Below are 22,368 nucleotides of genomic sequence, written 5' to 3' on the forward strand. Positions count from 1 at the left end.
CCGATGCGCATCGCCATGATCGGCTCGGGCTATGTCGGCCTGGTCTCGGGCGCCTGCTTCGCCCAGTTCGGCCATGACGTCGCCTGCGTCGACAAGGACGCCGACAAGATCGACCGGCTGCGGCGCGGCGAGATACCCATCTACGAGCCCGGCCTCGATCGGCTGGTCGCCGACAACATGCGCGCCGGCCGCCTCGAATTCGGGCCCAACCTGGCCGACGCGGTGGCGAGGGCGGATGCCGTCTTCATTGCCGTCGGCACGCCGACCCGCCGAGGCGACGGGCACGCCGATCTGAGCTACGTCTATGCCGCGGCGGCCGAGATCGCCAGGGCGATCACGCACTACACGGTGGTGGTGACTAAATCGACCGTGCCGGTGGGAACCGGTCGCGAGGTTGCGCGCATCATCCGCGAGGCCCAGCCTGCCGCCGAGTTCGACGTGGCGTCGAATCCCGAGTTCCTGCGCGAGGGCGCGGCAATCGAGGATTTCATGAAGCCGGACCGCGTCGTGATCGGCGTCGAAAGCGAGCGCGCCCGCGAGGTGATGGCGGCGATCTATCGTCCGCTGAACCTGATCCAGACGCCGATGGTCTTCACCAACATCGAGACCGCCGAGGTCACGAAATACGCCGGCAACGCGTTTCTGGCGACCAAGATCACTTTCATCAATGAAATCGCCGATCTCTGCGAGAAGGTCGGCGCCGACGTGCACGACGTGGCGCGCGGCATCGGCCTGGACGGACGGATCGGACGCAAGTTCCTGCATCCCGGGCCGGGCTTTGGCGGCTCGTGCTTCCCCAAGGATACGCTGGCCCTCGCCTATACCGCCCGCGAGGTGGATGCCCCGCAAACGATCGTCGAGCAGGTGATCGAGGTGAACAATGCGCGCAAGAAGCGGATGGCGCGCAAGGTGATCGAATTCTGCAGCGGATCGGTTGCGGGCCTCACCATCGGCGTGCTCGGCCTCACCTTCAAGCCCAACACCGACGACATGCGCGATGCGCCGTCCCTCGACATCGTTCCGGCGCTGCAGGCCGCCGGCGCGAAAATCGTGGCGTTCGATCCCGAGGGCATGACAGAGGCCGGCCGGATCCTGCCTGGCGTGACGTTCGTCAAGACAGCCTACGACGCGGCGGCCAATGCCGACGTTCTGGTTGTGATCACGGAGTGGCATGAGTTCCGCGGACTCGATCCGCGGCGTATTAAGAAGGCGATGCGCCAGCCCCGCATCGTCGACCTGCGCAACATCTTCGATCCCGAGGAAATGCGCAGCCTCGGCTTCACCTACGAAGGGATCGGCCGGCCGCGGCCGCGTCCGTAGACCCTACGCGTTCTTTCAGCGGAGCCTTTTCGATGAGCCAGACGGGCCACAAGTTCGATTCGACGATCCTGCGCGAGTACGACATCCGGGGAATCGTTGGCACCACGCTGCACGCCGCCGATGCGCGTGCCATCGGGCGTACCTTCGGTTCCATGGTCAGGCGCAAGGGCGGCAAGCGGGTCGCGCTGGGATATGACGGCCGGCTGAGCTCGCCCGAGCTTGCCGCCGCCTGCATCGAGGGGCTCTCCGCCGCAGGCCTGCACGTGATCAATATCGGGCTTGCCGCGACGCCGATGCTCTATTTTGCGGTCTGGCACCTCGACGCCGACGGCGGGATCCAGATCACGGGTTCGCACAATCCGCCGGACTACAACGGCTTCAAGATGATGATGGGCAAGAAGTCGTTCTACGGGTCGGATATCCAGAAGCTCGGCGAGATGGCGGCGAAGGACGATGTCGAGACGGGCCGCGGCACGGTCGAGCAGAAGAGCGTACTGGTCGACTACGCGGCGCGGCTCCTGAAGGACGTGAAGCCGGGGCGCAAGCTCAAGGTCGCTTGGGACACCGGCAACGGCGCAGTCGGCGTGTCGATCCGCGCCGTGGTCGACAAGCTGCCGGGCGAGCATTTCGTGCTGAACGAGCAGGTCGACGGCACTTTTCCGGCGCATCATCCCGATCCGACAGTGCCCAAGAACCTCGAGCAGCTCGTGGCCGAGGTCCGGCGCCGTGGCTGCGATCTCGGCATCGCGTTCGACGGCGACGGCGACCGCATCGGCGCGATCGACGGCAAGGGCCGCATCCTGTGGGGCGACCAGCTCATGATCCTGTGGGCCCGCGACGTGCTGAAGAGCCGGCCGGGGGCCACCATCATCGCGGATGTCAAGGCAAGCCAAGCCCTGTTCGACGAAATCCTGCGCGCTGGCGGCACGCCCTTGATGTGGAAGACCGGCCATTCGCTGATCAAGACCAAGATGGCCGAGCTCAAGGCACCACTCGCCGGCGAGATGAGCGGCCATGTCTTCTTCGCCGATACCTTCTACGGTTTCGACGATGCCCTCTACTGCGGCCTTCGTCTGCTCAATATCGTCGCCAACGAGCGCGAAAGCCTGGCCGAGATGCGCGACAAGCTTCCGCAACTCGTCAACACGCCGGAACTCCGGTTCGACTGCGCCGAGGACCGCAAGTTCAAGATCGTGGAAGAGGTCAAGGCTCGGCTGACGCAGGCCGGCGCCAAGGTGAACGACATCGACGGCGTGCGGGTCAACACGCCGGACGGCTGGTGGCTCCTGCGCGCCTCCAACACGCAGGCCGTCCTCGTGGCCCGTTGCGAGAGCGCGAACGAGGCGGGCCTCGACCGGCTGAAGGGCGACCTCAAGGCGGCGCTGGCGGCAAGCGGCGTCAGCCTGCCGGACGAGGCGGCCGCAGGACACTGATGCGGTTCTTCTTCTACGGCACGCTGCTCGACCACGACGTGACGGCGCTGGTGCTGGGCCGGCGCCTGCCGCCTCGGGCCTTCCTTCCCGCGACCCTGCACGGCTACGCGCGGCATTGCGCCAGGGGTGTGACCTATCCGGTGATCGTGCGCGATCCCAACGGCACGGTGCCGGGGGCCGTCGTATGTGGCCTGAGTGCGATCGATGTCGAGCGGCTGGCGGCCTACGAAGGACCGCGCTATCGGATTGCGCCCCTGACTGTCGAGATCCACGGGCGTTTGACCACGGTGTCCGTCTTCGAGCCGCTGGAGAAGCGATTCGAGCCTGTCGACGGCGCGTGGGATCTGACGCTCTGGCAGCGCCGCTACAAGCGGGCCTTTGTCGACCGGATCAGGCGCGTGCTCAGCGCGCACCCTGTGTATTCCACGCGGTGACCTCGATCGCCGCGCAGTAGATCTTGTGCTGTTCGAGGCGCTTGCAGCCGTCGATGGCCTCGGTCTGGGAAAGATTGGTGACACGCGCACGGTGGAAGGTCTTTTGCGCCAGCGTCACTTCGTCGATCGAGGTGGCGGCATCGCCCATGAGGTCCGAAAGGATCGACGCCGCCCGCTGCAGCGCCCGCTCGGCCGAGCGGGAGTCCGAGAACGAGCCGACCTGGATCACCCAGCTTCCGACCGGAGGTGGTACCGCTTCGGTTGGCATGGTGGCGTCGGTGCTGGCGACCCGAACGGTGCTGGTGGAACGCAGCGCATTGGTCGTTGGCGCCGGTTCGGCCCGAACGACCTGGCCGATGCGCGGAACGTCCGGAATTGCCGTGCCTGGAACGAAATTGGCGGCGGCATAGCGCGCCGAGGGCGGTACCCGGGGCGAGGTCCAGGGCGGAAGATGCATCGTCCGGGCGGCGGCAAAGCCGCGATCCATCAGTTCAGCCATCAGCCGGTCGCGCTGCCTCGTGCTGTCGCCGCCCATGACGACACCGATCAGCCGTCGGTTGTCCTGGACGGCCGACATCACGAGGTTGAAGCCGGACGCGGCCGTATAGCCCGTCTTCAGCCCGTCCGCCCCGGGATAGTTGCCCAGCATGTGGTTGTGATTCTCGAGTGGATGGCCGTGATACAAGTAGCTCTGCACCGAAAAGATCGGATAGTAGTGTGGGAAATCCCGCAGCAGCGCATTGGCGAGCTTCGCCATATCGCGCGCGGTCGTGACCTGCTTGCGGTTGGGCAGGCCCGAGGCGTTGTAGTAGACCGTCGACGTCATGCCGAGCTGGCGGGCCTTCTGGGTCATCAGGCGGGCAAACTGATCCTCGCTGCCGCCCAGCGCCTCGGCCAGCAGGACGGCTGCATCGTTGGCCGACCGCGTCACCAGGCCCATGATCGCATCGCGAACGATGACGGTGCTGCCGGCCACCATCCCCATCTTGGTGGGCGGCGCATTCGCGGCGTTGCTCGATACCCGCAGGGCATCGCCCAGCGACAGGCGGCCGGAGTCGAGCGCTGAAAAGGTTAGATAAAGCGTCATCAACTTGGTGAGCGACGCGGGATACCGCAGGCTGTCGGGTTGATCGGATGCAAGCTCGCGGCCGCTGGTGGCGTCCACGATCAGGTATGCGTCTTTGGCGACGGCGGGCTTGGAAACAAGCCGATGCGCGCGCTTGGGCGCGGAACGTGACTGGGTCGAATGCCTTTGCGCATCGGCGTCGGCCGGCAACAGCGTCGAAAGGAAGAAAACGGCGACGACGAGCCAGGCGAGGCCCGCCGCATAGCGCCTGAGGGAGGGGGTCATCTCAAAAACGCCATACGAATTGCAACGATTTCTTGTGCCGAGCCAGAGGCTTAAGGCAATTTTTTGAAGATTACTAAAGTTGGCGGCGCGACGCAACTTTTCTGCGGTCGCGCTGTTGCCGCAGTTGGCTCGAAAACTGCATCGCGCTTTGCAATGGAGGAAGCCCGTGAAGACGAGGATTTTCACCGTGGCATCGGCCTTGATCCTGTTCGCAGCCGCGACGGCGTTCGCTCAGCGGGCCGACCGCAATGTCGATATGCCGATCGTTCGCAGCTTCCATTGGTTCTCCTACGTCGGAGGCGATGACATTCGCGCTGCCTGCCGGCCGGGCGGCCGGAGCCGCATACGGCTCGTCTACAATGCGCTGTGGGAGGAGCAGGTCCGCACTTACGAGATTTTTTTGCAGCCCGATGGAACCGCCGGCCTGGAGATCGGCGTGCTCGCCGATCAGGGCGACGTCAGCAATATCCTGGCCGGAAGCGGCACCGACGTCCTGAACCCCTGGCGTATGAAGCGTGGCCAGCGCCTGCTCGATGTCGCGGAAACACGGCATCTTATGGACCTGCTGCAGGCCAGCGCCGCCTTCGGGCCGCCGCGTGACGGCCTGCGCCTGCCCGACAACGATTTCTGGTGGACGGTCGCGTCCTGCCGCAACGGCGTCTGGGGCTTCCAAGCCTATCACTATCCCACCGACGGTTTCGCAAATGTGAAGTTTGCGGAGCAACTTTTTGCCTTGGACAACGTGAAAGTTCCTGTGAACCGTCCCCGCAAGCTGGAGCCGGCTGAATTCCGCCGGGGAATGGACGACGAGTCGGCGCGCCGCGGGCGTGGCGACCGCTGGGTGCTGGTGGTGGGGAAGGACGGATTGCGGCCGAGGTAGCGGAATCGCTTGGTGTGCCTATATAATAATTCGCTGGTGGCTTGGATAGGGGACCAGTTCGCGACAATGCTCTGTTCCGGTTCAGCAAAAGACGGGCGCGTCGGCGCCGGCCGGCTGGGTGGACCCCAGGAGCCGCCGGGCGGCGCGCCGCCCCAGCCGCCGCGTCGGGAGGACGGGGAAAGGGACAACGAGGGCCGCACCGGCGCGCTCACGCTCACGCGTACGCGCACCAAGAAGCCGTCGATGTACAAGGTGTTGATGCTCAACGACGATTACACGCCCATGGAGTTCGTCGTCGACGTGCTGCAGCACATCTTCCAGAAGAATCGCGAAGAGGCGACCCAGATCATGCTTCACGTCCATCAGAAGGGCGTGGGCGTGTGCGGGGTCTATACCTATGAAGTCGCCGAGACGAAGGTGACCCAGACGGTCGACTACGCCCGCAAGAACCAACACCCGCTGCAGTGCACCCTGGAGAAAGAGTAAGCAACGATCCGTTTTTTGGTCGAGGTGTTCGATGTCCATGTTGTCCAAGAACCTCGAGAAGTCCCTCCATCGCGCCTTCGCGCTGGCCGGTGAGCGGCGGCATGAATACGCGACGCTCGAGCATCTGCTCCTCGCGATGACGGAGGACGACGACGCAACCCCCGTGCTCAAGGCATGCGGAGTCGACATCGATCGCCTCCGGCACGACCTCGAGGCCTTTATCGACAATCGCCTGAAAGGCATCGTCACCCAGACGCCGAGCGAGCCTCTGCCGACCGCCGGCTTCCAGCGCGTCGTCCAGCGTGCCGCGGTGCACGTCCAGTCCTCGGGCCGCAAGGAGGTGACCGGAGCCAACGTCCTGGTGGCGCTGTTTTCGGAGCGCGACAGCCATGCCGTGTCTTTCCTCGAGAACCAGGGCATGTCGCGGCTCGATGCCGTCGACTACATCAGCCACGGCAAGGCCAAGGTCCCGGGCCGGGCACGCACCCGCCGCGTCACCGGCGCGGAGGAGGAGAACGGCGAAGCCGCCGTCAAGCAGGGCAACGAGGCGCTGACGGCCTATTGCGTGGATCTCAACCAGAAGGCACGCGAGGGCCGGGTCGATCCGCTGATCGGCCGCGAATACGAGGTCGAGCGCACGATCCAGGTGCTGTGCCGCCGGACCAAGAACAATCCGCTCTATGTCGGCGAGCCGGGCGTCGGCAAGACGGCGATCGCCGAAGGCCTTGCCCGCAAGATCGTCGAGGGCGATGTCCCCGACGTCCTGAAGGAGTCGGTCATCTACGCGCTCGACATGGGTGCGCTGCTTGCCGGCACGCGCTATCGCGGCGACTTCGAGGAGCGGTTGAAGGCCGTCCTGGCCGAACTCAAGAAGAAGCCGAACTCGGTGCTGTTCATCGACGAGATCCATACGATCATCGGTGCCGGCGCCACGTCGGGCGGGTCGATGGACGCGTCGAATCTCCTGAAGCCCTCGCTGCAGTCGGGCGAGCTGCGCTGCATCGGCTCGACGACCTACAAGGAATACCGGAACTACTTCGAGAAGGATCGCGCGCTCGTCCGGCGCTTCCAGAAGATCGACATTCCGGAGCCCTCGATCGCCGATGCCGTCCTCATCATGCAGGGCCTCAAGCCGGTCTACGAGAAGCATCACCACGTCGTCTACACCGACGACGCCATCAAGGCCTCGGTCGAGCTGTCGGCGCGCTACATCCACGACCGCAAGCTGCCCGACAAGTCGATCGACGTGATCGACGAGGTGGGCGCGGCCCAGATGCTGCGGCCGCAGGACGCACGAAAGTCGACCATCGACGTGCCCGACATCGAGGAGATCGTCGCCAAGATCGCGCGCATCCCGCCCAAGAGCGTGTCGAAGGACGACACGGAGATGCTGCGCAACATCGATCGCGATCTCAAGACGGTCGTGTTCGGCCAGGACAAGGCGATCGATCAGCTCTCGGCGGCGATCAAGCTCGCGCGCGCGGGCCTGCGCTCGCCGGAGAAGCCCATCGGCTCGTATCTGCTCGCGGGGCCGACGGGGGTCGGCAAGACCGAGGTCACGCGCCAGCTCGCGCGGCTCCTGGGCCTCGAGCTGGTCCGTTTCGACATGTCCGAGTACATGGAACGGCACAGCGTCTCGCGCCTGATCGGAGCGCCGCCCGGCTATGTCGGCTTCGACCAGGGCGGCCTGCTCACCGACAAGGTCAACCAGCATCCGCATTGCGTGATCCTGCTCGACGAGATCGAGAAGGCGCATCCGGACGTGTTCAACGTGCTCCTGCAGGTGATGGACTACGGCAAGCTCACCGACCACAACGGGCGGACCGTGGACTTCCGCAACGTCATCCTCTGCATGACCACCAACGCCGGCGCGGCGGATATCGCCAAGCCCGCGCTGGGTTTCGGTCGCGAGGCGCGGCAGGACGAGGACGACGACGCGATCAATCGCCTGTTTGCGCCGGAATTCCGCAATCGGCTCGACGCGGTCATCAAGTTCGCCAATCTCGGCCCCGAGAGCATGGGCAAGGTGGTGGACAAGTTCGTGGCCGAGCTCGAGGTGCAGCTCGCCGACCGCAAGGTCTTCATCGAGCTGTCCGATTCGGCGCGGCGGTGGCTCGCCGAGAAGGGCTACGACCGGCTGTTCGGCGCCCGTCCTCTGGCCCGCATCATCCAGGAGCATCTCAAGAAGCCGCTCGCGGAGGAGGTGCTGTTCGGCAAGCTCGCCAACGGCGGCGGCACGGTCCGCGTCGATGCCCAGGGTGAGGGCGCGGCGGCCAAGCTCGTCTTCACTTTCCTGCCGCCCGAGCGTGGGGCGCTGCCTCCGGCCAGCCAGGAACCAGTGCTCGCTGACTGATGTTCCGGCCTCTTTGGCTAGCCTTCCGGGCCGCGGTGCTGGCCACCGCGGTCTTCTGGGTGGCGACGCTCCTCGTCGACAAGCTGCACTGGCAGGCTCCGCTCGGCCTTACTCAGCAGCTCGTGTTCTTTGTCGTGTTCTTCCTCGGGATCCTGATGATCGAGAAGAAATGACGCCGGCCGGCGTCATTTTTCGTTCTCCTTCCGGAACGGCGAGTACTGCTGCAGGCCGTCGATCTCCTGCTGCACCGCCGGCCGCTCGCGCCTGAGATAGTCGTCGACCGCGCGGCGGAAGCCGGGGTCGACAATCCAGTGGGCGGAATAGGTCGGCACCGGCAAGTAGCCGCGCTGGATCTTGTGGTCGCCCTGGGCGCCCGCCTCGACACGCTGCAGGCCGTGGGCGATCGCGAAGTCGATGGCTTGGTAGTAGCAGGCCTCGAAATGCAGGAAGGAATGGCTTTCGAGACAACCCCAGTAGCGGCCGTAAAGCGTGTCGTCGCCCACGAGGTTGAGCGCGCCGCCGACCGGCCGACCATCGGCCTCGGCCATGATCAGCACGACCTTGTCGGCCATGGCGGCGCCCAGGATGTCGAAGAAGGCGCGCGTCAGATACGGCGAGCCCCATTTGCGCCCGCCGGTATCCATGTAGAAGGCGAAGAAGGCGTCCCAGTGTCGAGGTTCGATATCGGCGCCGGTCAGCGCCCGCAGCGCGAGCCCTTCGCGGCGTACCGACTCGCGTTCCTTGCGTATCGCCTTGCGCTTGCGTGACGCGAGGGCGGAGAGAAAATCGTCGAACGTCCGATAGCCGGCATTGTGCCAGTGATACTGCTGGCCCATGCGCTGCAACCAGCCATGGGCCCCGAACCGCTTCCAGTCGGCTTCGCTGCAGAAGGTGGCATGCACCGAACTGATGCCGTTGTCCTTGGCGATTTTCGCCAACATGTCGATCATGGCGTCGCAGACGGCGTCGGCCAGCGGGCCCGGACGGACGAACAGGCGCGGGCCGGGAACAGGGGTGAAGGGGATCGCGATCTGGAGCTTGGGATAGTACCGGCCGCCAGCGCGCTCGAAGGCCTGGGCCCAGCCATGATCGAAGACGTATTCTCCCTGGCTATGCCCTTTCAGGTAGAGCGGTGCGGCACCGAGCAACGTTCCGTCCGCCGCCTCTGCCAGCAGGTACTGCGGCTGCCAGCCCGTGCGACGGCCAACCGACTTCGAGTCCTCCAGCGCCTTCAGGAAGGTATGCGTCAGGAACGGATTGCCGGCCACACCCGGCGCAAGGGCGCAAGCATCCCATTGCGCGGCATCGACCGCCGCAAGCGAATCGACAACGCGCAGGCCGAGGGTCGGTGAGTCATCCGGCATGGGCCAAGCATAGCGCGAATCTTGCCCTCATTGAGGCCCGATCGGTCGCGCAGTACGCGCAAAAAAGTCCGACAGACCAAGGGTCGCCGGACACACAATCAAATTACTTTGCCCCTGCCGACGGGGCGTTGCAAAGGTTTCATCCCCGAATCTGAAGGTGGCTTCCGGTGGGGCCATGAGGGCACCCACACGGAAGCCGAAAGGCGTCGGTTAAAAGGGGCCAAAGTTGAGCTCTGGCCTACGCCCTTCCCTTATTCTTGGTTCTTGTTGTTACTGCTTCTTCTTCTTAGCAGCCTTCTTCTTAGCAGCCTTTTTCTTAGCAGCCATAACTGTCTCCTATGGTTAGCTATGAGGTCCCCAACCGCGAGGTCCCCGGGGTACGCGGGTACGCTACGTCACGCATGCTCAACTGCATCCCGTGGTGCCGCCGCAGGTCGTGCACTTGAGGCACGTCCCGTTGCGGACCATGGTGAAGTTGCCGCATTCCGGACAGGCATCCCCTTCGAAGCCCCTGAGCCTGGCCTCGACAGCCGAGCTCCGGGGTGAGGAGGATGCCCCTCCAGTCGCGACGCCGACGACGGCCGCCTGGGCGACATGCGCCGAAGCGACGGCTGGGCCGTCCGTCAGTCCGATGGGCTCGGAGCCGGCGGCGACCGCCTCGTTGGCGAGCGCGGCGCCGGCCATCCGGCCGTTCAACAAATGGAGGTTGCTGCGCATGTAGCCGACGCTGGCGATGCGGCTGACCGCAGCGGCGGCGGCCTGCGCGGCGTCGGTGCCGTCGACCGGCAGACCGTCATCGACCAGGCCGCGGCCGACACCGTCAGGCCGGAGATCGGCCTGCTCGACATGCGCCAGATCGTTGCGGCCGAGATAGGAGATCGCCAGCTCCCGGAAGATGTAGTCGAGCAGAGAGGTCGACATCTTGATGGCGTCGTTGCCTTCGACGATGCCGCTCGGCTCGAAGCGGGTGAACGTGTAGGCCTCGACGAATTCCTCCAGCGGCACGCCGTATTGCAGGCCAATGGAGATCGCGATGGCGAAGTTGTTCATCAGGCTGCGGAAGGCGGCGCCTTCCTTGTGCATGTCGATGAAAATCTCGCCGACCCGGCCATCCTCGTACTCGCCGGTGCGCAGATAGACCTTGTGGCCGCCGACGACGGCCTTCTGCGTGTAGCCCTTGCGCCGTTGCGGCAGCCGTTCGCGCCCACGGCGGACCTCGCGCTCGACGATCCGCTCCACGATCCGCTCGGCAACGATGGACGCGCGGGCGGCCGGCGGCAGCTCCAGAAGATCGTCGTTCGCGGCCTTGTCCTCGCCCAGCGCCAAGGCGGAGAGCGGTTGCGACAGCTTCGAGCCGTCGCGATAGAGCGCATTGGCCTTGAGACCAAGCTTCCACGACATCTCGTAGGCCTTGCGGCAGTCCTCGACCGTTGCGGCATTCGGCATGTTGATCGTCTTCGAGATCGCGCCTGAGATGAACGGTTGTGCTGCAGCCATCATGCGTATGTGGCTTTCTGCAGACAAGCAGCGCTTGCCATCTCGTCCACAGGGATTTGCGCAGTCGAAAATCGCGAGGTGCTCGCGCTTGAGGTCGCGTGCGCCCTCGATCGACATCGTCCCGCAGGCATAAACGTTTGCCGATGCGATGTCGGAGGAAGAGAAGCCGAGCCGCGCCAGCAGATCGAGTCCCGGATCGGCGAGGGCGGCGTCATCGAGCCCCAGCACCGAGCGGCAGAAGTCGTCGCCCAGCGTGTAGCGCGAGAAGGCGAACCGAATGTCGAAGGCCGTGGCGAGGGCCTTGTCGATCCGCGCCAGCACCGCCGCATCGAAGCCGCGCACCGCGAGCGTCTCGTGGTTGATGGCGGGGGCCGACCTCAGCGTGCCGTGCCCTACCGCATGGGCGACGATGCGCGCGATAGCGGCTTCATCGTACCCCAGCGTGCGCAAGGCCAGCGGCACGGTGCGATTGATGATCTTAAAGTAGCCTCCGCCCGCCAGCTTCTTGAATTTCACCAACGCGAAGTCGGGTTCGATGCCGGTCGTGTCGCAGTCCATCACCAGTCCGATGGTGCCGGTGGGAGCGATCACCGAGACCTGCGCATTGCGAAAGCCGTGCGCCTCGCCCAGCGCAAGGGCGCGATCCCAGGCGCGCCGGGCGGCCGACACCAGGTCAGGATCCGGGCAACCGGCGGCATCCAGCGCGACGGGGAGCGTCGACAGGCCCTCGTAGGCGGCCTCGTTGCCATAGGCGGCGCAACGATGGTTGCGAATGACGCGCAGCATGGCCGAGCGGTTCGCCGGGAAACCGGGGAAGGCGCCCATGAGCTTGGCCATCTCGGCCGACGTGGCATAGGCGGTGCCGGTGACGATGGCAGTGATGGCGGCCGCTATGGCACGACCTTCCGTCGAATCGTATCCCAGGCCCGAGGCCATGAGCAGCGCGCCGAGATTGGCATATCCGAGGCCGAGCGTGCGGTAGCGATAGGACAGCTCGGCAATGCGGCGCGACGGGTACTGCGCCATCATCACCGAGATCTCGAGAACGACGGTCCACAGCCTCGTGGCGTGCTCGAGCGCGGCGATGTCGGTCGCCCCGTCGCTGCGCCGGAACCGCATCAGGTTCAGGGAAGCGAGATTGCACGCCGTGTCGTCGAGGAACATGTATTCCGAGCACGGATTGGAAGCGTTGATGCGCCCCGACTCCGGACAGGTGTGCCAATCGTTGATCGTGGTGTCGAATTGCACGCCCGGATCGGCGGAATGCCATGCGGCCTCGGCGATGCGATCCCAGAGGGCGGCGGCGGAGACTGTCCGCGCGACCCGGCCGGTGGTGCGTTCAGTCAGCGACCATTCGCGGTCGGCCTCGACCGCCCGCAGGAAGGCGTCGGTAACCCGCACCGAGTTGTTGGCGTTCTGTCCCGCCACGCTGGCATAGGCTTCGGATTCCCAATCGGTATCGAAGGCCGGGAATTCGATGTGGCGATAGCCCTGCCGGGCGAACTGTATGACCCGATGGATGTAGTTCTCGGGAATTTCAGCGGCCCGGGCCGCGACGATCGCCTGGCGCAGACAGGGATTGCGCCGGGGATCGAACGCATCGTCGCCGCGGCTGTCATTCTCGATGCAGGCGCGCATGACGGCGTTGAGATGGCGGCTGGCGAGGCGCGATCCGGCGACGAGGGCTGCCACCTTCTGCTCCTCGAGCATCTTCCAGGAGACGAACTCCTCGATGTCGGGGTGATCGACGTCGACCACCACCATCTTGGCGGCGCGCCGCGTCGTGCCACCCGACTTGATGGCGCCGGCCGCGCGGTCACCGATCTTGAGAAACGACATCAGGCCGGATGATCTGCCGCCGCCCGAGAGCTTTTCGCCCGCCCCACGCAGGCGCGAAAAGTTGGAGCCGGTGCCCGAACCGTACTTGAACAACCGCGCCTCGCGGACCCAGAGGTCCATGATCCCGCCCTCGTTCACGAGATCGTCGGCGACGCTCTGGATGAAGCAGGCATGAGGCTGCGGCCGCTCATAGGCGGAGTCGGAAGGGTAGGCGATGCCGTCGCGATGGTCGACGAACCAGTGCCCCTGATCGGGGCCGTCGATGCCGTATGCCCAGTGCAGGCCAGTGTTGAACCATTGCGGCGAATTGGGCGCACACATCTGCGTCGCCAACATGAAGCAAAGCTCGTCGTGGAAGGCGCGCGCATCCTCCTCGCTGTCGAAGTAGCCGCCCTTCCAGCCCCAATAGGTCCAGGCGCCAACCATGCGAAGGAACACCTGGCAGGCCGACCGCTCGCCACCGAAGCGCTGATCCACCGGCAAGGCGGACAGCGCCTGGATATCCGGCGCCGAGCGCCAGAGCCATTCGGGAACGTCATGTTCGGCGATGCGCACGAGGCGGCGCGGCACACCGGCGCGGCGGAAATATTTCTGCGCCAGCACATCGGTCGCAACTTGCGACCACTCGGCTGGGACCTCGATCCCTTCCTGGCGGAAGACGACCGTGCCATCAGGATTGCGTATTTCGGAATCGGCAGCACGAAACGCCACTCCTTCGAATGGCGAATTTCCTGCTCGCGTGTTCCGACGCTCAAAGCGCATCGACGATCCCCCGTGCCAGCTTCCCGTCTTCGTCCCGTCGCGGGATGTGCTCTCTCGGTTGAAATGAGCACGCAGATATGGGCACACGATGATAGTAAATTACAAAATCTTGTGTGCGCAACTATATTTTGTAGACCAGTATGTTGATGATACTAGATGATGCAAGAACGCAACAAGGGTCAGGATCGACGACGAATCGCATGACGACAAACGATGAAGCACGAGCCCACATGCGTCGCGTTGCGCGTCCCCTGAGGCGCGCGTACAAGCGCGCGATCCTTCTTCGAGAGAGTGATTGATGACCTTCGGCACCTGGCTGTTCACCAAAATGCGCGGCGAGCTGGTTGGCACTGATGGCCAGGGCAATCGCTACTATCAGGACAGGCGGGTGATCCCCGGACGGCGTCGCAAGCGCTGGGTGATCTACAAGGGCGAGGCCGAAGCTTCGCGCGTTCCGCCCGACTGGCACGGCTGGCTGCATCACACGACCAACGCACCTCCGCCGGCCAACGGGCTGCCGCGACAGCCGTGGCAGAAGGAACACGAGCGCAATCTCAGCGGCACGGATCTCGCCTATCGTCCGCCGGGGTCCACCCTCGCGACTTCGGGCGAGAAGCCGAAGCCGGCCTACGAGGCGTGGCGTCCCGGCTGATTTTTCGGCGTGGTCAGGAAGTAGCGGGGGGAGGCAGCGCGTGGGCCGCAATGTCGTGGAGACGATCGTAGGCGCTGTCGTGCTCATCGTGGCGGGCGTGTTCGTCTTCTATGCTTTCGCGAAGTCGGGCCAGTCCAGCGCGGACGGCTATGAGCTTGTGGCGCGCTTCGGCCGGGTGGACGGGCTGAAGCGTGGCGCAGATGTCACCCTGAGCGGCGTCAAGGTCGGCACCGTCACGGCCATCGACCTCGACAGCAAGACCTACCAGGCGGTGGTCCGCATGGCCGTTTCCTCCGGCCTGCGGCTTCCCGACGACACCAACGCCAAGGTCGTCAGCGAATCGCTCCTGGGCGGCATGGTGGTGGCGCTCGAGCCGGGCGCGGACACGAAGACCTTGCCGTCGGGAGGCGAAATCACCAATACCCAGGATGCCATCTCGCTGACAGACTTGATCGCCAAGTTCATGTTTGGCGGAACAGGAAAGAAGTGATGAACGCACGGTTTCCGAAAACGTCGCACACATGGCGGCAATCCGACGGCACGCCGGTCTCCTGCCTCGAAAAGATCAAAGTCCTCAACCAGAACATCCAGGAGATCGAAACCCTCTGCGCCGATGCACTCGAGGATGGAGTTCTGATGGGATGCGATCCCGGGCAGATCAAGGCTGCGCTGCACGAGCTGATCGACGGACTGGTCGTTCCCCACGCCGCGAAAGGGTGAGCGTGCGTCCACAGGCTGCCCTTGCCACGCTGGCTGCTGTGATCGGCGCGACCGCCTGTGCCGCTGCGGCTGCGGCCCAGACAGCACCGGCCCAAGCCCCGACACAGGCCGCCTCGGAGCAGCCGTCGTCTTCTTCTTTCGACAACAGCCCGACCTTGCGGGCGATTCCCGATGGGCCCGGCAAGCCGGTCGCCGAGTTGCAGGGGCTCGACAAGGTGACCGCCCGCACCAAGCGCTTTATCGCGCCGGTGGGTCAGTCCACGACCTTCGGCACGCTCGCCATCACGGTCGGCGATTGCCTGGTCAATACCCCCGACGCGCCGCCCGAAGCGGCCGCCTATCTCACCATCGTCGACCACAAGCCGGGCCAGCCGGCGCAGAAGCTGTTCGCCGGCTGGATGTTCGCCTCGACGCCGTCCATTTCCGCAATGGATGACGGTGTCTACGACGTGCGGGTGCTCGCCTGCACCAGGGAGCAGGGATCCTCACCCGTCAAGTCGCCCTGAAAGACGGCCTCGCGACCGACCGCGTCGGCCAGCCGCTCGCGGAACTGGTCGCGCGGGATTTCGACCGCGCCGAAACTGCGCAGATGCTCGGTCATGAACTGGCAATCGAGCAGCCGGAAGCCGCCCTTGATCAGCCGAGCGACGAGATGGACCAGTGCGACCTTGGAGGCGTCGCGCTCGCGGCTGAACATGCTTTCGCCGAAAAAGGCGGCGCCGACCGACACGCCGTACAGGCCGCCGACGAGCCGGCCCTCGCGCCAGGCTTCGACGCTGTGGGCGTGGCCTCGCCGGTGAAGCTCGCCATAGAGCCTGACGATCGGCTCGTTGATCCAGCTCTCGGGGTGGCCCGGCCGCGGCTCGGCGCAGGCGCGCACGACCTCGACGAAGGCCTTGTCGGCGCTGATCTCGAACTGGCCGGACCGTACGGTGCGCGCGAGTCGTCGGGGCAGGTGGAAGCCGTCCAGCGGCAGCACCGCCCGCAGGCGCGGATCGAGCCAGTAGAGCTTGGGATCGTCACGGCGCTCTCCCATGGGAAAGACGCCGATCCGGTAGGCCTGCAGCAGGAGCTCGGGCGTGATCTCCAGCATGGCGGTGCTATTTCTTGAGGCCTACCAGCTTCTCCAGCCAGTGGATGTCGTAGTCGCCATTGACGAATTGCTGTTGGCCGATGATGCGCTGGTGCAGCGGGATCGTCGTTTCGATGCCGCCGATCACGAATTCCTCGAGCGACCGGCGCAGGCGCATCAGGCATTCGTTGCGTGTCGGCCCGCTCACGATCAGCTTGGCCACCATCGAATCGTAGTAGGGTGGCATGATGTAGCCTGCGTAAAGACCCGAATCGACGCGCACGCCGAGCCCGCCAGGCGGGTGGTAGTCGGCGACGCGGCCGGGGCAGGGCACGAAGGTCTCGGGATTCTCGGCATTGACGCGACACTCGATGGCATGGCCCTGGATCGTGATGTCGCCCTGCTCGAGCCCGAGCGGGGCGCCGTCGGCGATCCGGATCTGCTCGCGTACTAGGTCGATGCCGGTCACCGCCTCGGTGATCGGATGCTCGACCTGCAGGCGGGTATTCATCTCGATGAAGTAGAATTCGCCGTCCTGGAACAGGAATTCCATCGTGCCCGCGCCGCGATACTTGAGCCTGCGCACCGCGGCGGCGGCAAGCTCGCCGATGCGACTGCGCTGCTCGGGATTGAGCGCGGGCGAAGGCGCCTCCTCCAGCACCTTCTGATGGCGGCGCTGCAGCGAGCAGTCGCGCTCGCCGAGGTGAATGCCATTCCCCTGGCCGTCGCCCAGCACCTGGATCTCGATATGGCGGGGACGGCCGAGATATTTCTCCACATAAACAGAGTCGTTGCTGAAGGCTGCCTTGGCTTCGGCCCTGGCGAGCGCATAGGCTTCCGCCGCTGCGTCGGCGTTCTCGACAACTTTCATGCCGCGGCCGCCGCCGCCGGCCACGGCCTTGATCAGCACCGGCCAGCCGATCTTGTCACCCAGTGCCACGATCTCTTCGAGCGATCCGACCGGGCCGGGCGAACCCGGCACCAGCGGCAGGCCGAGTTCCTGTGCGGTCTGCTTGGCGACGATCTTGTCGCCCATCATGGTGATGTGCTCGGGTGTCGGTCCGATGAAGGTGAAGCCGCTCGCCTCGACCGCTTCCGCGAAACGCGCATTCTCCGACAGAAACCCGTAGCCGGGATGAATGGCGTCGACGTCGGTGATCGTCGCGGCGGAGAGGATAGCCGGGATGTTGAGATAGCTGTCGCGAGCCGGTGGAGGGCCGATGCAGACCGACTGGTCCGCCAGCCGGACATGCATGGCGTCGCTGTCGGCGGTGGAATGGACGGCGACGGTCTGGATCCCCATTTCGCGGCAGGCGCGATGGATGCGGAGCGCGATCTCGCCGCGATTGGCGATCAGGACCTTTTCGAACATTGTGACCGAGAGCCGCTATTCGACGATCATCAGCGCCTGTCCGAACTCCACCGGCTGTGCGTTCTCGATCAGGATCTGGCTCACCGTACCGGCCTTGGGCGCCTTGATCGGATTGAAGGTCTTCATCGCTTCGATGATCAGGAGCGTCTGCCCCGCCGCGACCTTGTCGCCGACATTGACGAAGACCGGCTTGTCCGGCTCTGGAGCCAGATAGGCGGTGCCGACCATGGGCGACTTCACGGCGCCCGGATGGGCGCCCAGATCCGCGCCGTTGCCGAGCGACGACGGTCCGGCCGACGCGCCGCCCGGTAATGCCGCAGGAGCAGCGGCGAAAGCCACCGGCGCGGCGGCGGCCATAGTGACCTGGGGTCGCGCTACTCGGATCCGCCGCTCGCCGTCGGCCAACTCGATCTCCCCGAGATGGGTTTCCTCCAGGATCTCCGCGAGCTTGCGGACGAACTCGGTATCCATCTCGAACTTGGCCATGAAGGAGGCTCCTGAAGATTTCAGCGGCCGAGCAGACGCGCCAGCGCCTGCAGGGCGAGGAGGTAGCCCTGGCTGCCCAGGCCGGCGATCACGCCCACGGCGGCGGGACTTATATACGAGCGGTGGCGAAAGCTTTCACGCTTGTAGATGTTCGAGATATGCACCTCGATGGCCGGTACCTCGGCGGCGTTCAGGGCGTCCAGCAGGGCCACCGACGTATGGCTGTAGGCGCCGGCATTGATCACGATGCCGCTGTTCTTTTCGCGCGCCGCCTGAATGAGGTCGACCAGGACGCCCTCGTGATTGCTCTGGGCGAACTCCACCTCCAGCCCGAGGCGTGCGGCCTCGGCCCGGCACGTCTTCTCCACGTCCGCCAAGGTCTCGCGGCCGTAGATCTGCGGCTGCCGCTTGCCCAGCATGTTGAGATTGGGCCCGTTGAGCACCAGCACGGGTTTCGCCGCCGGCGGACGTCGGGCGGCCCTGGCCGCCAAACTTGCCTCCCCATCCTTACAAGACGCGGGTTTATAGCATGGCGGGACTCGGCCACAAGAATGCCGGTCGGGGACAGTTATGACGCGATGCGCAGGGCCTGGGCGTGGGCGAACAGGCGCCCGGCCAGCGACTCGAACTGCCGCCGCTCGTCATCGGTGAGCGCTTCGTAGAGACGCTTTTCATAGGCAAGCGCGATGGGCACGATGCGGGCGTGCATGGCGCGGCCGCGGGCCGAGAGCTCGAGGGAGGCGCGCCGGCGGTCGTTGCGGTCGGTCGCCCGTTCGACCAGTCGCCGCTTCATGAGGCCCGCGACCGCCCGGCTCACGGCCACCTTGTCCATGACGATGCGCTGCCCCACATCGGATGCAGTGAGGGGGGCGAAGCGGCCCAGCGCCGCCATCACCCGCCACTGCGTCACGGTGAGCCCGAACGGCCCGACGTAGAGATCGTGCAGCGATTCGCTCACGAGCTGCGCCAGGACGGAGAGCCGGTAGGGCAGGAAATTTTCCAGCTCCAGGGCTTGCGGTCGGTTCGTCATAATAGTTACATATGAAACTAATTGTTCGTTCGGTCAAATTCGGGAGGACGGCATGACAGGCATCACCGATCTCGAGACCGATCCCGTCAATCCGATGGGAACGGACGGATTCGAATTCGTCGAGTACACCGCGCCCGATCCGGAGGCGCTCGGCCGCCTGTTCGAGAGCATGGGCTTCGTGCGCGTCGCCCGGCATCGCTCGAAGGACGTGTCGCTGTTCCGACAGGGCGACGTGAACTTCATCGTGAACGGCGAGAAGGAGAGCTTCGCGCAGGGCTTCGCCCGGGTTCACGGCCCCAGTGTCTGCGCGATCGCCTTTCGGGTGAAGAACGCGGCCCGCGCCTACAAACGCGCCCTTGGGCTCGGCGCCTGGGGCGTCGAGAACAAGGTGGGGCCGATGGAGCTCAACATTCCGGCCATCAAGGGGATCGGCGATTCGCTGATCTACCTGGTCGACCGCTACGGACCGAAGGGCAGCATCTACGATGTCGACTTCGAGTTCCTGCCTGGCGTCGAGCCCGGCCCGGCGGGCGTCGGCATCACCTATATCGATCACCTGACCCACAATGTGCATCGCGGCCGGATGGACGAGTGGGCGGAGTTCTACGAACGGCTCTTCAATTTCCGCGAGATCCGCTACTTCGACATCGAGGGCAAGCTCACGGGCCTGAAGTCCCGGGCGATGACCAGCCCGTGCGGCAAGATCCGCATCCCGATCAACGAGAGCACAGACGACAAGTCGCAGATCCAGGAGTATCTCTCGGCCTATCACGGCGAGGGCATCCAGCACATCGCGCTCGGCACCGGCGACATCTACCGCACGGTCGAGGCGCTCAGGGACAAGGGCGTGCCGTTCCAGACCGTTCCCGACACCTACTACGAGCAGGTGGACCAGCGCCTGCCCGGACACGGCGAGGATCTGGACCGGCTCGCGGCCGACCGCATCCTGATCGACGGCGCGCCCACCCAAGGTGGCGGGCTCTTGCTGCAGATCTTCACCCAGACGGTGATCGGGCCGATCTTTTTCGAGATCATCCAGCGCCGCGGCAACGAAGGGTTCGGCGAAGGAAACTTCCGGGCGCTGTTCGAGTCGATCGAGCTCGATCAGATCCGCCGAGGCGTGCTCAAGGCGTAGGACAGAGGAGGAACTCATGGCCAGGAACTGGATTCCGCTTCGCCAGGTCGAAGGAACGGCGTCGCGCCAGGCTCACGTGCGTCTGCCCGAGGGCACCTACGAGCGCGAGATCAGCAAGGAGGGGTTCTTCGGGCCGTCGGCCCAGTTCCACCACAGACACAAGCCGACCGATTGGATCGCCTTCGAGGGGCCGATCCGGCCGCGGGCGCTCGATATGAACAAGCTCGTCAAGGTGCATGCCGATCCGTGGCAGGCCGAGCTGGTGATGGGCAATTCGCATCTGCAGATGCGGATCTGGAAGCTCGACGACGCGATGACGGCGCTCGCCCGCAACAGCGACGGCGACCAGCTTCTTTTCGTGCATGAGGGGGCGGGCGAGCTCTTCTGCGACTATGGCCATCTCGAATATCGCGACGGCGACTATATCGTGATCCCGCGCGGCACGATGTGGCGCCTCGCGCCCGGCAAGCCCACAACCTCGCTCATGATCGAGGCCACGAACGATCATTTCACGCTGCCCGAGAAGGGGCTGGTCGGCCGCCATGCGATCTTCGATCCGGCGATGCTCGACACGCCGCATATCGACGACGCCTTCAAGGCGCAACAGGACGAGCGGCGTTGGACCGTATCCGTGAAGCGGCGCAACGCGGTTTCGTCGGTCACTTTCCCGTTCAATCCGCTGGATGCCGTCGGCTGGCACGGCGATCTCAGCGTGGTGCGCATCAACTGGCGCGACCTCCGCCCGCTGATGAGCCATCGCGCCCATCTGCCGCCGTCGGCGCATACGACCTTCGTGACCGGCCGGTTCGTCGTCTGCACTTTCGTGCCGCGGCCGCTCGAGAGCGATCCCGAGGCGCTGAGGCTGCCGTTCTTCCACAACAACGACGACTTCGACGAGATTATCTTCTATCACAAGGGAAGCTTCTTCAGCCGCGACAACATCCATCCTGGCATGATGACCGTCCATCCGTCGGGCTTCACCCACGGACCGCACCCCAAGGCGTTCGACGCGGCCACCAAGGGCGGCAAGACCGAGACGGACGAAGTGGCGGTGATGGTCGACACGCGCGATGCGGTCGACATCGCCGCGATGCCGGCCGGTGTCGAGTTCGAGGACTACGTGTCTTCCTGGCGGCCGGCCGACCTCAAGCAGGCAGCGGAGTAGGCCGGCCCGCGATGAAGCTCGGAACGCTGAAGCAAGGCGGCCGCGACGGCACGCTGATCGTCGTCAACCGGACGCTCACGCGCGCCGTCCGCGCGACCAGCGTCGTGCCTACCCTGCAGAAGGCAATCGAGGATTGGGCCGTCTTGGCGCCGCAGCTCGCCAAGCTGTCGGAACAATTGCATGCCGACAAGGCGCCCGGGGCCTTCGATCTCGACACCGCGGCACTCGCCGCGCCGCTGCCCAGGGCCTACCAGTGGGCGGACGGCTCGGCCTACGTGGTCCATGTCGAGCTGGTGCGCAAGGCGCGCGGTGTCGAGATGCCACCCTCCTTCTGGACCGACCCGCTGATGTACCAGGGCGGCTCCGACTCCTTCATCGGTCCGAACGACGAAATCGAGCTGGAGGACGAGGCCTGGGGCATCGATTTCGAGGGGGAGATCGGGGTCATCGTCGACGATGTGCCGATGGGCACGCCGGCCACGGCGGCGCGCCGGCACATCAAGCTCGTGACCATCCTGAACGACGTCTCGTTGCGCAACGTGATCGTGACGGAACTTGCCAAGGGTTTCGGCTTCTTCCACGGCAAGCCAGCCACGGCCTTCGCGCCGGTGGCGGTGACGCCCGACGAGCTGGGCGATGCCTGGGATGGGGCGAAGCTCGATCTGCCTTTGATCTCGATCCTCAACGGCAAGGAGTTCGGCCATCCCAACGCGGCCACCGATCTCACCTTCGATTTCGGTCAGTTGATCGCCCACGCCGCCCGGAGCCGGCATCTCGAGGCGGGGACGGTGATCGGCTCGGGCACGGTCGCCAACCGGGATCCGTCGGCCGGCTGCTCCTGCATCGCCGAGCGGCGCGTGCGCGAGACGATCGATACCGGCAAGCCCAACACGCCTTTCATGAAGTTCGGCGACCGCATCCGCATCGAGATGCTCGACCGCGCTGGCCAATCGATTTTCGGCGCCATCGATCAGAAGGTGGTCCGCTACACGCCGCCCGCGTAGGCCATGCTAAGGT

At 65.3% G+C, this 22,368-nt stretch carries 22 protein-coding genes; 14 read left to right on the top strand and 8 right to left on the bottom strand.

The window, feature by feature from the left end:
- Positions 1-3: 3 nt before the first annotated feature.
- From OJF58_RS21000 to OJF58_RS21010, 3 genes are read left to right on the top strand one after another with little or no spacing between them, the layout of a single operon-like run.
- Positions 4-1,320, top strand: coding sequence for a UDP-glucose/GDP-mannose dehydrogenase family protein (locus OJF58_RS21000; protein WP_300779693.1), 1,317 nt, complete (start codon positions 4-6; stop codon positions 1,318-1,320).
- A 32-nt stretch (positions 1,321-1,352) separates the two neighbouring features.
- Complete coding sequence (gene pgmG, locus OJF58_RS21005) at positions 1,353-2,753, top strand: phosphoglucomutase/phosphomannomutase PgmG (protein WP_300779694.1); 1,401 nt, start codon at positions 1,353-1,355, stop codon at positions 2,751-2,753.
- Positions 2,753-3,187: a gamma-glutamylcyclotransferase family protein gene (locus OJF58_RS21010; protein WP_300779695.1), complete on the top strand. Its 435-nt coding sequence runs from the start codon at positions 2,753-2,755 to the stop codon at positions 3,185-3,187. Before pgmG ends, OJF58_RS21010 begins: the two co-directional genes overlap by 1 nt.
- Here the strand turns inward: OJF58_RS21010 and OJF58_RS21015 are convergent.
- The gene (locus OJF58_RS21015) at positions 3,156-4,724 is read right to left on the bottom strand and encodes a D-alanyl-D-alanine carboxypeptidase (protein ID WP_300779696.1); all 1,569 of its coding nucleotides are present in this window, start codon (positions 4,722-4,724) and stop codon (positions 3,156-3,158) included. The two genes, OJF58_RS21010 and OJF58_RS21015, sit on opposite strands and share 32 nt — an antisense overlap.
- Position 4,725: 1 nt before the next feature.
- Between OJF58_RS21015 and OJF58_RS21020 the strand changes: the two genes are divergently transcribed.
- The 4 genes from OJF58_RS21020 (at position 4,726) to OJF58_RS21035 (ending at position 8,430) form a co-directional block, all read left to right on the top strand.
- Complete coding sequence (locus tag OJF58_RS21020) at positions 4,726-5,418, top strand: hypothetical protein (RefSeq protein ID WP_300779697.1); 693 nt, start codon at positions 4,726-4,728, stop codon at positions 5,416-5,418.
- 114 nt (positions 5,419-5,532) lie between these two features.
- Positions 5,533-5,904 (top strand): ATP-dependent Clp protease adapter ClpS, encoded by a 372-nt coding sequence (gene clpS / locus OJF58_RS21025; RefSeq protein WP_300785341.1) that lies wholly within the window; start codon positions 5,533-5,535, stop codon positions 5,902-5,904.
- Between the two features lie 31 nt (positions 5,905-5,935).
- Positions 5,936-8,257, top strand: a complete 2,322-nt coding sequence (gene clpA / locus OJF58_RS21030; protein WP_300779698.1) for an ATP-dependent Clp protease ATP-binding subunit ClpA — start codon at positions 5,936-5,938, stop codon at positions 8,255-8,257.
- The gene (locus OJF58_RS21035) at positions 8,257-8,430 is read left to right on the top strand and encodes a hypothetical protein (RefSeq protein WP_300779699.1); all 174 of its coding nucleotides are present in this window, start codon (positions 8,257-8,259) and stop codon (positions 8,428-8,430) included. The genes clpA and OJF58_RS21035 overlap by 1 nt, the downstream gene beginning before the upstream one ends.
- Positions 8,431-8,442: 12 nt before the next feature.
- Here the strand turns inward: OJF58_RS21035 and OJF58_RS21040 are convergent, their stop codons facing one another.
- Positions 8,443-9,621 (bottom strand): GNAT family N-acetyltransferase, encoded by a 1,179-nt coding sequence (locus tag OJF58_RS21040; protein ID WP_300779700.1) that lies wholly within the window; start codon positions 9,619-9,621, stop codon positions 8,443-8,445.
- A 405-nt stretch (positions 9,622-10,026) separates the two neighbouring features.
- Positions 10,027-13,719 (bottom strand): vitamin B12-dependent ribonucleotide reductase, encoded by a 3,693-nt coding sequence (locus OJF58_RS21045; RefSeq protein ID WP_300779701.1) that lies wholly within the window; start codon positions 13,717-13,719, stop codon positions 10,027-10,029.
- Positions 13,720-14,017: 298 nt separating this feature from the next.
- Here OJF58_RS21045 and OJF58_RS21050 point away from each other — a divergent pair, with 298 nt between their 5' ends.
- The 4 genes from OJF58_RS21050 to OJF58_RS21065 are packed head-to-tail and all read left to right on the top strand — an operon-like array spanning position 14,018 to position 15,597.
- Positions 14,018-14,371: an NADH:ubiquinone oxidoreductase subunit NDUFA12 gene (locus OJF58_RS21050; RefSeq protein ID WP_300779703.1), complete on the top strand. Its 354-nt coding sequence runs from the start codon at positions 14,018-14,020 to the stop codon at positions 14,369-14,371.
- Between the two features lie 55 nt (positions 14,372-14,426).
- The gene (mlaD, locus tag OJF58_RS21055; RefSeq protein WP_300785343.1) at positions 14,427-14,861 is read left to right on the top strand and encodes an outer membrane lipid asymmetry maintenance protein MlaD; all 435 of its coding nucleotides are present in this window, start codon (positions 14,427-14,429) and stop codon (positions 14,859-14,861) included.
- Complete coding sequence (locus tag OJF58_RS21060) at positions 14,861-15,091, top strand: hypothetical protein (protein WP_300779706.1); 231 nt, start codon at positions 14,861-14,863, stop codon at positions 15,089-15,091. Before mlaD ends, OJF58_RS21060 begins: the two co-directional genes overlap by 1 nt.
- A complete protein-coding gene (locus OJF58_RS21065; protein ID WP_300779707.1) occupies positions 15,088-15,597 on the top strand; it encodes a DUF2155 domain-containing protein in 510 nt (169 codons plus the stop codon). The genes OJF58_RS21060 and OJF58_RS21065 overlap by 4 nt, the downstream gene beginning before the upstream one ends.
- Here the strand turns inward: OJF58_RS21065 and aat are convergent.
- From aat to OJF58_RS21090, 5 genes are all read right to left on the bottom strand, one after another.
- Positions 15,534-16,184 carry a leucyl/phenylalanyl-tRNA--protein transferase gene (gene aat / locus OJF58_RS21070; protein ID WP_300779708.1) on the bottom strand — a complete coding sequence of 217 codons (651 nt, stop codon included), beginning with the start codon at positions 16,182-16,184 and terminating at the stop codon, positions 15,534-15,536. The genes OJF58_RS21065 and aat overlap by 64 nt on opposite strands.
- A 7-nt stretch (positions 16,185-16,191) precedes the next feature.
- The gene (gene accC, locus OJF58_RS21075) at positions 16,192-17,535 is read right to left on the bottom strand and encodes an acetyl-CoA carboxylase biotin carboxylase subunit (RefSeq protein WP_300779709.1); all 1,344 of its coding nucleotides are present in this window, start codon (positions 17,533-17,535) and stop codon (positions 16,192-16,194) included.
- Positions 17,536-17,550: 15 nt separating this feature from the next.
- A complete protein-coding gene (gene accB, locus OJF58_RS21080; RefSeq protein WP_300779711.1) occupies positions 17,551-18,021 on the bottom strand; it encodes an acetyl-CoA carboxylase biotin carboxyl carrier protein in 471 nt (156 codons plus the stop codon).
- A 20-nt stretch (positions 18,022-18,041) separates the two neighbouring features.
- The gene (gene aroQ / locus OJF58_RS21085; protein WP_300779712.1) at positions 18,042-18,512 is read right to left on the bottom strand and encodes a type II 3-dehydroquinate dehydratase; all 471 of its coding nucleotides are present in this window, start codon (positions 18,510-18,512) and stop codon (positions 18,042-18,044) included.
- Between the two features lie 77 nt (positions 18,513-18,589).
- On the bottom strand, positions 18,590-19,051 hold the full coding sequence (locus tag OJF58_RS21090) for a MarR family transcriptional regulator (protein WP_300779713.1): 462 nt from the start codon (positions 19,049-19,051) through the stop codon (positions 18,590-18,592).
- Positions 19,052-19,103: 52 nt separating this feature from the next.
- On the opposite strand from OJF58_RS21090, the gene hppD reads away from it, so the two are divergent.
- Genes hppD through OJF58_RS21105 form a run of 3 tightly spaced genes read left to right on the top strand, consistent with a single transcriptional unit; the run spans position 19,104 to position 22,355 of the window.
- Positions 19,104-20,186, top strand: a complete 1,083-nt coding sequence (hppD, locus tag OJF58_RS21095) for a 4-hydroxyphenylpyruvate dioxygenase (protein WP_300779714.1) — start codon at positions 19,104-19,106, stop codon at positions 20,184-20,186.
- A gap of 16 nt (positions 20,187-20,202) precedes the next feature.
- Positions 20,203-21,351: a homogentisate 1,2-dioxygenase gene (locus tag OJF58_RS21100; protein ID WP_300779715.1), complete on the top strand. Its 1,149-nt coding sequence runs from the start codon at positions 20,203-20,205 to the stop codon at positions 21,349-21,351.
- An 11-nt stretch (positions 21,352-21,362) separates the two neighbouring features.
- Positions 21,363-22,355: a fumarylacetoacetate hydrolase family protein gene (locus OJF58_RS21105; RefSeq protein ID WP_300779716.1), complete on the top strand. Its 993-nt coding sequence runs from the start codon at positions 21,363-21,365 to the stop codon at positions 22,353-22,355.
- Positions 22,356-22,368 lie beyond the last annotated feature (13 nt).

The organism is Enhydrobacter sp. (assembly GCF_030246845.1).
In the GTDB taxonomy this organism is placed as follows: Bacteria; Pseudomonadota; Alphaproteobacteria; order Reyranellales; family Reyranellaceae; genus Reyranella.

Coding starts and splice junctions, on each gene's coding strand:
- OJF58_RS21000 (WP_300779693.1), top strand. CDS start 4: ATGCGCATCGCCATGATCGGCTCGGGCTATGTCGGCCTGGTCTCGGGC.
- pgmG (WP_300779694.1), top strand. CDS start 1,353: ATGAGCCAGACGGGCCACAAGTTCGATTCGACGATCCTGCGCGAGTAC.
- OJF58_RS21010 (WP_300779695.1), top strand. CDS start 2,753: ATGCGGTTCTTCTTCTACGGCACGCTGCTCGACCACGACGTGACGGCG.
- clpA (WP_300779698.1), top strand. CDS start 5,936: ATGTCCATGTTGTCCAAGAACCTCGAGAAGTCCCTCCATCGCGCCTTC.
- OJF58_RS21035 (WP_300779699.1), top strand. CDS start 8,257: ATGTTCCGGCCTCTTTGGCTAGCCTTCCGGGCCGCGGTGCTGGCCACC.
- OJF58_RS21040 (WP_300779700.1), bottom strand. CDS start 9,621: ATGCCGGATGACTCACCGACCCTCGGCCTGCGCGTTGTCGATTCGCTT.
- OJF58_RS21045 (WP_300779701.1), bottom strand. CDS start 13,719: ATGCGCTTTGAGCGTCGGAACACGCGAGCAGGAAATTCGCCATTCGAA.
- OJF58_RS21050 (WP_300779703.1), top strand. CDS start 14,018: ATGACCTTCGGCACCTGGCTGTTCACCAAAATGCGCGGCGAGCTGGTT.
- OJF58_RS21060 (WP_300779706.1), top strand. CDS start 14,861: ATGAACGCACGGTTTCCGAAAACGTCGCACACATGGCGGCAATCCGAC.
- aat (WP_300779708.1), bottom strand. CDS start 16,184: ATGCTGGAGATCACGCCCGAGCTCCTGCTGCAGGCCTACCGGATCGGC.
- accC (WP_300779709.1), bottom strand. CDS start 17,535: ATGTTCGAAAAGGTCCTGATCGCCAATCGCGGCGAGATCGCGCTCCGC.
- accB (WP_300779711.1), bottom strand. CDS start 18,021: ATGGCCAAGTTCGAGATGGATACCGAGTTCGTCCGCAAGCTCGCGGAG.
- OJF58_RS21090 (WP_300779713.1), bottom strand. CDS start 19,051: ATGACGAACCGACCGCAAGCCCTGGAGCTGGAAAATTTCCTGCCCTAC.
- hppD (WP_300779714.1), top strand. CDS start 19,104: ATGACAGGCATCACCGATCTCGAGACCGATCCCGTCAATCCGATGGGA.
- OJF58_RS21100 (WP_300779715.1), top strand. CDS start 20,203: ATGGCCAGGAACTGGATTCCGCTTCGCCAGGTCGAAGGAACGGCGTCG.
- OJF58_RS21105 (WP_300779716.1), top strand. CDS start 21,363: ATGAAGCTCGGAACGCTGAAGCAAGGCGGCCGCGACGGCACGCTGATC.